Consider the following 10,650-nt stretch of genomic DNA (forward strand, 5'->3'; position numbering starts at 1 on the left):
TTTACTTGGATTACACACCCGGCAGGAGCGAAACCCCCCGAATATTTACCTATCCGTTAGCCGGACGCGGCCGTCAAGATTTGCTGGGCCGCCAGGGCCGGAGTTAGCTCCCCCGCCTTGACCTTTCGCTCGACGTCGGCCCGGATCTTGCGCACCGCCGGGTTGGAGGCCAGCCGGTCCAACACCGTGTCGCGCACCATCTGCCAGGTCCAGTCGACCAGCTGGCCGCGGCGGCGCGCCTCGAACTCCCCCGCGTCGCTGAGCACCGTGCGATGACGTTCGACGGTGTCCCACAGTTCGTCGAGGCCGGTTCCCTCCGCGGCGCTCATCGTGAGAACGGGCGGCCGCCATAGCGTTTCGCGCGGATAGATCAACCTGATCGCCCCGGACAGCTCGCGCGCGGCCGACCGCGCCTCGGGCAGGTGCTTCCCGTCGGCCTTGTTCACCACGACGATGTCGGCCAGCTCCAGCACGCCCTTCTTGATGCCCTGCAGCTGGTCGCCGCCGCGCGCCAGGGTCAGCAACACGAAGGTGTCGACCATGTTGGCCACGGTCACCTCGGACTGACCGACGCCGACGGTCTCGATCAGGATCACGTCGAAACCGGCGGCCTCCAGCAGCACCGACGCTTCGCGGGTGGCCTTGGCCACCCCGCCCAGGGTGCCCGACGTGGGCGACGGCCGAATGTATGCATCCGGGTGCATGGCAAGGCGCGACATCCGGGTTTTGTCACCGAGGATCGAGCCGCCGGTGCGCGTCGACGACGGATCGACGGCCAACACCGCCACGCGATGGCCCATTTCGATCAGGTGCATGCCGAGGGCCTCGATGGTGGTGGACTTCCCCACCCCGGGAATCCCGGTGATGCCCACCCGATGCGCGTTGCCCGAGTCCGGCGTCAGCTCCAACAGCAGCCGCTGCGCCTTCTCCTGGTGATCCCTGCGGGTGGACTCCAGCAGGGTGATGGCGCGCGGCAGCGCCGCGCGGTCGCCACTGCGGATGGCCTTGGCCAGCTGCTCTGGGTTCATTTCCACACCGCGAGACTGCAACTGGCGGCGCATTTCCCGAGTAACCCCGTCGGTAGTTGCAGTCTCGCGCGCATCATTAGAGGTCGTAACCCAGCCGCTCGGCGAGCTTGTGCAGCAAGCCGATTGCGGCGTCGGCGATCACCGTGCCGGGCGGGAAGATGGCGGCGGCCCCGGCCTCGTACAGCTCGTCGAAGTCCCCGGGCGGGATGACGCCGCCCACCACGATCATGATGTCGGGGCGCCCCACCTCGGCCATCGCCTCGCGCAGCGCCGGCACCAGCGTCAGGTGACCCGCCGCCAGCGAGGACACCCCGACCACGTGCACGTCGTTGTCGGCCGCCTGGCGGGCCACCTCCTCGGGCGTGGAGAACAGCGATCCGACGTCGACGTCGAAGCCGATATCGGCGAACGCCGTCGCGATCACCTTCTGCCCGCGGTCGTGGCCGTCCTGCCCCATCTTGGCCACCAGAATCCTGGGGCGGCGGCCGTCGGCCTCGGCGAACTTCTCGACGAGTTCGGTTGCGCTGGCCATGTTTCCGGCCTTTCCAGCTTCGTCGCGGTAGACGCCGGCGATGGTGCGGATCTCCGCCTGGTGACGGCCATACACCTTCTCCAGCGCGTCGGAGATCTCGCCGACGGTGGCCTTGGCGCGGGCCGCGTCGATGGCCAGCGCCAGCAGGTTGTTGCCCAGCCCGTCCTCACCCGCACGGCCGTGCGCCGCCGCGGCGCGCGACAACTCGGCGAGCGCCGCGTCGACGGCCTGCTGGTCGCGGCTTTCCCGCAGCTCCTTGAGCTTGGCCAGCTGCTCGGCGCGCACGCGGCTGTTCTCGACCTTGAGGACCTCGACCTCCTGGTCCTCTTCGACCTGGTACTTGTTGATCCCGATCACCGGCTGGATCCCGGAGTCGATGCGGGCCTGGGTGCGCGCGGCCGCCTCCTCGATGCGCAGCTTGGGGATCCCGTCGCTGATGGCCTGGGCCATGCCGCCGTGCTCGGTGACCTCGGCGATGTGGGCGCGGGCCTTCCGCGCGAGCTGATGGGTCAGCCATTCCACGTAATACGAGCCCGCCCACGGGTCGATGGGCCGCGTGGTCCCCGACTCCTGCTGCAGCACCAGCTGGGTGTTGCGGGCGATGCGCGCCGAGAAGTCGGTGGGCAACGCCAGCGCCTCGTCCAGCGCGTTGGTGTGCAGCGACTGGGTGTGCCCCTGGGTGGCGGCCATGGCCTCGATGCAGGTGCGGGCGACGTTGTTGAAGGCGTCCTGCGCGGTCAGCGACCAGCCCGAGGTCTGCGAATGTGTGCGCAGCGACAGCGATTTGGCGCTCTTCGGATCGAACTGGCTGACCAGCTCGCTCCACAACAGCCGGCCGGCCCGCAGCTTGGCGACCTCCATGAAGAAGTTCATCCCGATGCCCCAGAAAAAGGACAGCCGCGGCGCGAACTTGTCGATGTCCAGCTCGGCGTCCAGGCCGGCCTTGATGTAGTCGACCCCGTCGGCCAGCGTGTACGCCAGCTCCAAATCCGCTGTGGCACCGGCCTCCTGGATGTGGTAACCGGAGATCGAGATGGAGTTGAACTTGGGCATCTTGGCGCTGGTGTAGGCGAAGATGTCGGAGATGATGCGCATCGACGGCTTGGGTGGATAGATGTAGGTGTTGCGCACCATGAACTCTTTGAGGATGTCGTTCTGGATGGTGCCGGCCAGCTTCTCCGGCGGAACACCCTGCTCCTCGGCGGCCACCACGTACAGCGCCAGGATCGGCAGCACCGCGCCGTTCATGGTCATCGACACCGACACCGTCGACAGGTCGATGCCGTCGAACAGCTGCCGCATGTCGAGGATGGAATCGATTGCCACACCGGCCATTCCGACGTCACCCTGCACGCGCGGGTGGTCGGAGTCATACCCGCGGTGGGTGGCCAGGTCGAAGGCCACCGACAGACCCTTCTGGCCCGCCGCCAGGTTGCGGCGGTAGAAGGCGTTGGACTCGGCGGCGGTGGAGAAACCGGCGTACTGCCGAATCGTCCACGGCTGGTTGACATACATCGTCGGGTAGGGGCCGCGCACGAACGGCGGTTCACCGGGGAAGCTGTGCAGCGGATAGCCGTCGGCCTCGACGGCGGCGCGGTCGGCGGCGATGTAGACCGGTTTGACGTCGATGTCTTCCGGCGTATGCCATTGCAGCTGATCGGGTGTGTACCAGTGCGCGGCCGCGGCCGCGGCCACGTGTTCGTCGACGGCGGCTTCGGTCGCCGGCGCGATGGTCCGCTCGCTGTGCAGCGGAACCTCGGCGAAGCTGCCGACAGCAGGTGCAGTGGTCGTCATGCTAGCTACGCCCCCAACCTTGTGAGCAGATCCGACAGTGCTTCGACCGCATTGATTTTCGCAGTCAGGAATTGGTCCGGTTGGTGCTCGGCGTCGGCCACCGCCTTTTCGGGCCCGGCCAGATACACCCGGGAGATTCCGGCGTCCCGGGCGGCCTGCACGACGCCGGACGCCTCGTCCCCGTAGCGCTTGTCGGTGCCGCAGATGACCGCCACCGTCGGCGACCCCGCCTCGGCCACCGCCGCCGCGACGCCGGCCGCGTCGACGGTTCCGGGGTTGACCGCCTCGATGCCCCCGGAGGCCAACAGGTTCGAGGCGAACGTCGCGCGAATGTTGTTCTCGGCCAAGGGGCCCAGGGGCAGCAACAACGCTTGGGGGCGCGAGCCGGTGCGGGCCACGAAGGCGTCGGAGCGATCGCGCAGGGCTTCGAACTCCGCGGCGTAACGCACCAGCTTGCCGGCGGCGAGCGGCGAATACGACGAGTCGCTTTGCGGCAGCGGCGGTTCGGTGAGGTTCGGGAATTCGTTGACGCCCGTGATCGCGGTGCGGCGGTGCGCGATGTCGTCGCTGCGGCGGGCCGCGATCTCGGCGATCTGGCCGGCGATGAAGTCGGCAGCCTCGGTGAATCCGCCGTGCGCCTCGATGGCCTGGAAATGCTGCCAGGCCTGCTCGGCCAGCCGGGCGGTGAGGTCCTCCACGAACCACGACCCGCCGGCCGGGTCCAGCACGCGACCCACGTGTGACTCCTCGAGCAGCAGCAGCTGGGTGTTGCGTGCGATGCGGCGCGCGAAACTTGTTGCTATGTCTGGGAATCCGCCGTCGATCGCCACGTCGAACGGGAAGACCAGCAGGGAGTCTGCGCCGCCCACCCCGGCGCCGAAGGCGGCGAGGGTGCAGCGCAGCATGTTCACCCAGGGGTCGCGCTGGGTCATCATCGGCAGCGAGGTCTCGGCGTGGATGACGGCCGCGCCGGAATCGGGCTCGCCGACGACCTCGGCGACCCGCGCCCACAGGTTGCGCGCCGCGCGGAACTTGGCGATCGTCATGAACTGGTCGTCGTCGGCGGCGAACCGGAAGCTGATCTGCCGCAACGCCTGGCCGATCGGCATCCCCGCCTCGGTGAGCACCCGCAGGTAACTCACCGCGGCCGCGACACCGGCGGCCAGCTCCCACGTCGCGTTGGCGCCCAGATTGTGAAAGGCGGGCCCGTCGACGGTGATCGCACGCACGCCGGTGTGCTCGGCCGCCCGCTTGGCGACGGCGACCACGTCCTCGATCCTCGGCGCGGGCCGGCCGCTGTGCGCCGCTGTCAGCGGGTCACCGCCCAGGTCGATCGACACGGTGGCGCGCTGGTCGGGTTCCACCCCGTCGGCCAGCGCCAGCGCCACGTCGCTGGCCGCCGCGTAGTCGGCGCCGGCCTCGAGGATCAGCGGCGCCATGCTCAGGTAGACGCCCTGCAGCGCGTCGGCCAGCTGGTCGGGCGCCACGCCCGACTCCCCGATCCGCAGCACCAGGGCGCTGGCTCCGTTGCCGAGCGCGTCGAGCACCGCGGAGTTGACGTCCTTTGCGTCGACGCCCGGCACCGGGGTGGCCGGGAACGCCTCGGCGACCCGCCAGCCGGTCTTGACGTCGCGCAGCGCGTCGCCGCCCCGCACGTAGGGCCACTCACCGGGCAGCGGCGGTTCGGGCAGCTCGTCGAGGGCGGTGTAGAGCGCGCGGATCGCGATCCCGTCGTACGTCGGGGTTTCCAGCAGCCGCTCCGGCGCGTCCCCCAACTCCTCAGGGTCCTTCCGGGTGCTCTTGGCCAGCACTCCGGCGACCGCACTGCGCCAACGCCCGCGAACCTGTTCTAGGCCGGCGAGCTCGGGTACATCAATGGACACCGATTGCTCCCTTTTCCCAGCATTTGGGCTACCGCTTTGGGGATACCACTTAGCTATTGAGGCTAATTGATGGGAGCTCTGCGCTAAAAACCGCCAGGTGCCGCCAGCGGAGCAGGCTCGGGACGAAACGCCAGGCGCGGGAAACGCCCAATTCATCTGCGCCCCGTAACCTTGGATGCCGTGACGGGTTCCGCCACCAGCAAAATCACCGCGACGCTTCGCGATCTCGGCTGCGCCATCGGCGCGGCGGCGCGCAGCGTGTCTCGGTCGCGGGTCGTCTGGACAGTGGTGGGCATCACAGCGCTGCTGGTGCTGGCGTCGTTGCTTCCGCTGCCCTCGCCGGTTCAGATGCGCGACTGGGCGCAGTCGCTCGGGCCGTGGTTCCCGCTGGCGTTCCTGCTGGCGCACATCGTCGTGACGGTGGTGCCCATCCCGCGTACCGCGTTCACGCTGGCGGCCGGGCTGCTCTTCGGCCCGCTGCTGGGCGTCGCGCTCGCGGTGGTTGCCAGCACCGCGAGCGCGATGATCGCCATGCTGCTGGTGCGCGCGGCCGGGTGGCGGTTGACCCGGCTGGTGCGCCACCGATCGATCCATACGGTGGAGCAACGGCTGCGGCGGCGGGGCTGGCTGGCCATCGTGTCGCTGCGACTGATTCCCGCGGTGCCGTTCTCGGCGCTCAACTATGCCGCCGGTGCGTCGAGCGTGCGGGCGCTGCCGTACGGCCTGGCGACGCTTGCCGGATTGCTACCCGGCACCACCGCCGTCGTCGTCCTCGGCGACGCGCTGGCCGGCCACCCCAACTCGCTGCTGTACCTGGTGTCGGCGATCACCAGCGCGCTTGGCCTGGCGGGCTTGATCATCGAGGTCCGCCAGTTCCGTCGGCACCACCGCCTCGCACACCGCCGCCTCGACGACAAGCCCTCGCCCGAGCCGGCCACGATCAGCTGATCCACCAACTCCGTTGAGAGCGCCGCGCGAGGCGGCAAAGATCGATCTAATGGGGGGCGTGTACGCGCTGGAGTTCGCCAGCTGGGGGTCGCCATATTCGCCGGCTCGTACCGTCGCGCTCCCGCTCAGCGCCGTGGTGTTGGCGGTGCTCGCCGTCTTGGGCTTCCTGCCCAGCCGCGACCAGCGGCGGCGCAAGCCGAAAACCCGCACGCTCGCCGACGTGCTGCCGCGGCGCGCCAAACTCCACACCACGCTGCTCATCCTCGCGGCGGTGTGCAGCACCGCCGCCCTGGTGGCGGCCGTCTGCCTGTACCCCAGGGCCGCCTCCCCGGCGCAGCAGCCTCCCGCACCGCCGCCGCCGACGCTGGCGCCGATCGATCTGCCCGCGGCCAGCGCCATCGGCCCGGGCGCCGGAATTTACGTCCAGTATGGCGACGGATCCGGTGGAATGGGTTGCACCGCAGGGTTTTTGGTGCATACCAGCGACGGCCAGGGCGGGATCCTCACCGCCGGTCACTGCAATCGTCCCGGCGGGCCGAGCAAGGTCACGATGAACCTGGGCGGGGTCCTTCCCTACACGGCGCTGGGCACGTTCACCCAGACGATCAGCGAGGGGGTCCACGGCGAACAGCACGACATCGGTCTGATCACGCTGGACGGTGACAACGTTCCCCAGTCGTCGGCGGTCGCCGCGTCGCTGCCGGTCACCGGCGTCGCCACCAATCTTCAAGTCGGACAACAGTTGTGCAAGTTCGGCATGGGCTCCGGCGCGGACTCCTGCGGGCAGATCGTCGAGATCACCGACAGCAAGGTCGTGTTCCTGGCGAGCGGCCAATGCGGCGATTCGGGCGGCCCGGTATACCTCTACGAACGCGACGGCACCGTCAGCGCCGTCGGCATCCTCATCCGCGGCGGTGACCCCTACACCCCCAAGGCCGGATGCGCGGCCCGCGCCAAATTCTCCGTCGCCGAGTTGGTGCGGCCGTGGCTGGACAAGTGGAACCTGACCGCGATCACCGCGCCGTCGTCGCCGCGCTGAGCACTGTGGCCCCGTCCTTCTTCAGGTCAGCTTCAGGCTGACTTCCTAACCTCGCGGCAAGCGGTGCGAGAAGGACGATTTCGCGTCGCCGGGTAGGGAAACGACGATTGGAAGGATGGATGGGCCGAGTGAAGTTCAAGAAACTCATCGCTGGTTCGTTGCTCGCGGGGACGCTCGGAGCCGCAGTGGCCGGCATCGGTGCCGGGGTGGCGAGTGCGGATCCCCCGCCACCGCCGCCGCCTCCGGGCCAGCCGGGACCGCCTCCGCCGGGTGGACCATTCGGCGGACCACCGCCTGGGCCGGGCGGACCGCTGGGACCGCCGCCGCCGGGACAGGGGCCGGGCGGACCGTTGGGGCCGCAGGGATGGTGAGAGCGGCGATGCGCTAGCCGCGTCGAGGTGTGGCCGTCTCGGTTTCCGGGGCGGCCATCACCGTTTACACCGCACAACGCCCCGCATAACGCCTAAGGACTGTGATAATGCCGGGGATTCGTCGCACGACCTCTTGTAGAACTTCGCGGTTGAGACCGGAGCATCGGCGCCGCGGTCGCCATCAGCCACTTCATCGAGGCTGAAACCGGTTGGAGCATCAAGACATTCGCGCGCACCGCCCACCGATACCGCACCGTCAAGATCAAGGTCGGCAACCAAGACCTGACCACTGCCGAGCCGCTACCCCCAAAGGATCTCCGCGAGGCGATCACCGCGATCCGCTTCGACAATGCCGCTTCTGACCTCCCGCCATCTGCGGTACTCCGAAGGCGTCATTTCCTGCCCCCACGCGGTGCTGATTGGGACGTTTCGGTCCAGATAGTCGGATTCTGCAGCCCTCCATGCCTTTACGTACAGGTAAAAAGGAATCGCAGTATGGATGTGATGAACTACGTGATAGTTCTGATACATCAACAACAGACACAGAGCACGCTCCCAGCCAACCCGAGCGCGGGTGACCCGGAATCGGTCGGTCTTTTTCGCCACGAGGCCGTGATGAGGCAGCCAGTCAAACCACCACGCGAGGATGACCATGCCGATCCGCTGCGGGAGGAAATAGATGAGCACCAGCTCGCGCCCGTAGCCGAGAATCAGGATGGCGGTTACGAAGGCGAGGGCCAGAGTGACGTGTATGGCAAACCCCACCGCTTCCTTGCGGGGGCGCCGGCGCAGGCGCATCAGGTAAAAGCGGCAATACCAGGCATCGATCGTCAACCAGCGCAATGGCAGCTGCCAACGCGGACCCGTGATACTCCACGCATCCGGATCCTCATGGATACCTTCGTTGGTGTTGCGGTGGTGTGCGAGATGCGTATACGCGAGCAGTGGAAATGTTGCGAACAACGAGACGAACGGTATCGACAAGCGACCGAACACCTGGTTGATCCACTTTGGCCGGCCGACGGTGTGGTGAATCGCTTCGTGCAGCACGGAGAACATGGAAAACGTTACGAGACCCTGAACGACGATGGTGACCGCCAACCACCAACCACTCACTCCGCAGAGAACGGCTGCCGTCGCCGCGCACCACGCAACGAGCGACCCAAGCCAGACCAGCACGGTCGGCACCGCAATGGTCGGCCGCACGAACCTGGGAGCTGGGAAGCCTCGCGGGATTGCGGCCGCCTCGCAGGCGCCCGGTGATCTTTGCTCTGTGGCGGCAAGCATTTCGACCCCTGTCACCAAGACCCCCGGCTAGGAACACGCCGCCGACGAACTGCGTAGAAAACCATGTGGCACCACCTTGTTTCGACTTTGCCCGTCATGCTTATTCGCGCAATAAACTATGTGCCGATTTCGTCAACCGGGTGAGCACAATAAATGCGCGGTCATGCGTAAGTCCGCGCGAATCCACGCGGTTAAGCGTGGGTACATTCTCGAACTTCGTGCAGCGCAGATCCAATCGAGTCTCCCCCTGTCCATGGGAAATGTGATGTCGCGGAATGTTCACCTGATAAACCGGAATGTTCACCAGCGTAAATATTTGTTACCTAGTCGCCGAAAAGCAACGTCACCACTGCCGGAAGGCTGCGTTCGTTGTTGTTTTCCAGATGTAGTCGCCCCGCGCTCCCCTCGAGTCGAAGTAAGCTTTCCTGCCCCCAACGTTGATCACTTCAGATAGAGGGGCATTCCCGCCTGTCGTCAGTCCGGGTGCTCGCAAGCTCACGCATTTTGCATTTCCTCCGATATCGCGGGCTCGGGACTCCACGCATGCGCGTAGGTCTTTCCGCTTTTCATGACGACCGTGAGGTCTCCGGCCAAATCGGCTGATACCGATCTGACGGAGGAAAGTCGAACATGATTCATGAGATTCGCCAGGGCAGTCAGCTTATAGTGCGGTTGCAGCTGCGGGTTTATCGCGGCAGGACGTATTTCGATAGGTATCGTTTCGTTATACTTCATGCCCAGCACGAACGCCGACTTGGAATCGGCGCTCACCATGAACGGTTCATCGCCCTTGTCGAGATTCCTGAGCATAAGAAGTGGAATATCGCTCACCCAAAGGGGCTCGACAGGCTTATCGCGATCTGTGTGGGTACCGAGTGGATTTTTCGGATGCGTCCACGCAATCGTCAGACCAGCAGCTATGAGCTCAAGTCTCAATTTCTGCCGCCACACTTCACCCTGGGCGGCGACCGCTTCCAAGAAGTTTTCGACATTCTGGTACGCCACCCCGACAACCAAATAACGATCAGAATGTCTAGCGTGAAATTCACGCATCTCCGCTATAGCCCGGAAAAATTCCTCCTCATCCAGGAGAAAATTACTCGTATCATAGTAGAATTGGCGTTTTCCGAGCATCGTTTCGGTAAATGGGCAATGAGCTTTTCGGCCGTCGCCTCGGACCAGAAAGTCAAGGTATTGTTGGATTACCGGAACGCAGTCGTCCGTGTGGTAGCTGAGTTCAGTGAAGACATAGTCCGATCGTCGGTTCATTGACGCCCCTCCCAATGGCGAAACTCAACACCCACGTCCTACCGGTGCCTGCGCTCCACGTTGATCGCCCGAGATCAGGTGCATCGCCGGCGGTAAATCCCCCGAATCGAAGGGAGTTTAACCGCGGTCCGCCGCGCGCGTTGGCAAAATCGCCGATCCGCGGCGACACTGTTACCTCCCGGCACGGTTGGCAACCGTTAGACCGATCCGGAAACAAGACGCGCGTCGGGCTCTCGGGGCCATGTGGCGCCCAAGTCCGGCCGCCCGATCAGCTGATCGTTCACCCCGCGCCACCGCCAGACGCCTGGCCACGCCAAGGCGCATACCTGTTCGATCACCAGCTCGTGTTCGGCCGGTCCGCGCTTCGGTCTCGATCCCAATTCGCTGGCCCTTCAACCGGATTCACGCATCACGACGGCCGCCTGAGAACCTCGTCCAATGAGGTGTCCCCGCCACTGGGCGCGCGGCCTGTGGCCGGCCGTCGGCGGTGTTCCAGTTG

At 66.3% G+C, this 10,650-nt stretch carries 6 protein-coding genes and 2 pseudogenes; 3 read left to right on the forward strand and 5 right to left on the reverse strand.

What is annotated here, in order from left to right; all coding sequences use genetic code 11:
• Positions 1 to 45 precede the first annotated feature (45 nt).
• The 3 genes and pseudogenes from meaB to mutA all read right to left on the reverse strand — a co-directional run bounded on the left by meaB (position 46) and on the right by mutA (position 5,237).
• Positions 46 to 1,028: pseudogene (gene meaB, locus AC0KTM_RS14445) on the reverse strand (methylmalonyl Co-A mutase-associated GTPase MeaB).
• 76 nt (positions 1,029 to 1,104) lie between these two features.
• The gene (gene scpA / locus AC0KTM_RS14450) at positions 1,105 to 3,354 is read right to left on the reverse strand and encodes a methylmalonyl-CoA mutase (protein ID WP_472415957.1); all 2,250 of its coding nucleotides are present in this window, start codon (positions 3,352 to 3,354) and stop codon (positions 1,105 to 1,107) included.
• Positions 3,355 to 3,359: 5 nt separating this feature from the next.
• Positions 3,360 to 5,237 carry a methylmalonyl-CoA mutase small subunit gene (gene mutA, locus AC0KTM_RS14455; RefSeq protein ID WP_472415959.1) on the reverse strand — a complete coding sequence of 626 codons (1,878 nt, stop codon included), beginning with the start codon at positions 5,235 to 5,237 and terminating at the stop codon, positions 3,360 to 3,362.
• Between the two features lie 180 nt (positions 5,238 to 5,417).
• Between mutA and AC0KTM_RS14460 the strand changes: the two genes are divergently transcribed.
• The 3 genes and pseudogenes from AC0KTM_RS14460 to AC0KTM_RS14470 form a co-directional block, all read left to right on the forward strand.
• Positions 5,418 to 6,185 (forward strand): TVP38/TMEM64 family protein, encoded by a 768-nt coding sequence (locus tag AC0KTM_RS14460; RefSeq protein WP_472415961.1) that lies wholly within the window; start codon positions 5,418 to 5,420, stop codon positions 6,183 to 6,185.
• Between the two features lie 49 nt (positions 6,186 to 6,234).
• A complete protein-coding gene (locus AC0KTM_RS14465; RefSeq protein ID WP_472415963.1) occupies positions 6,235 to 7,224 on the forward strand; it encodes a S1 family peptidase in 990 nt (329 codons plus the stop codon).
• 539 nt (positions 7,225 to 7,763) lie between these two features.
• Positions 7,764 to 7,949: pseudogene (locus tag AC0KTM_RS14470) on the forward strand (IS1634 family transposase); the annotation flags it as partial.
• On the opposite strand, the gene AC0KTM_RS14475 reads toward AC0KTM_RS14470, so the two are convergent.
• Both AC0KTM_RS14475 and AC0KTM_RS14480 read right to left on the reverse strand, forming a co-directional pair.
• Positions 7,896 to 8,783 carry a fatty acid desaturase gene (locus AC0KTM_RS14475; protein ID WP_472415965.1) on the reverse strand — a complete coding sequence of 296 codons (888 nt, stop codon included), beginning with the start codon at positions 8,781 to 8,783 and terminating at the stop codon, positions 7,896 to 7,898. The pseudogene AC0KTM_RS14470 and the gene AC0KTM_RS14475 overlap by 54 nt on opposite strands.
• Positions 8,784 to 9,377: 594 nt before the next feature.
• Positions 9,378 to 10,151 carry a 1-aminocyclopropane-1-carboxylate synthase gene (locus AC0KTM_RS14480; RefSeq protein ID WP_472415967.1) on the reverse strand — a complete coding sequence of 258 codons (774 nt, stop codon included), beginning with the start codon at positions 10,149 to 10,151 and terminating at the stop codon, positions 9,378 to 9,380.
• Positions 10,152 to 10,650: the final 499 nt, after the last annotated feature.

It is taken from the genome of Mycobacterium sp. NTMscope_Eco_3 (assembly GCF_976985685.1).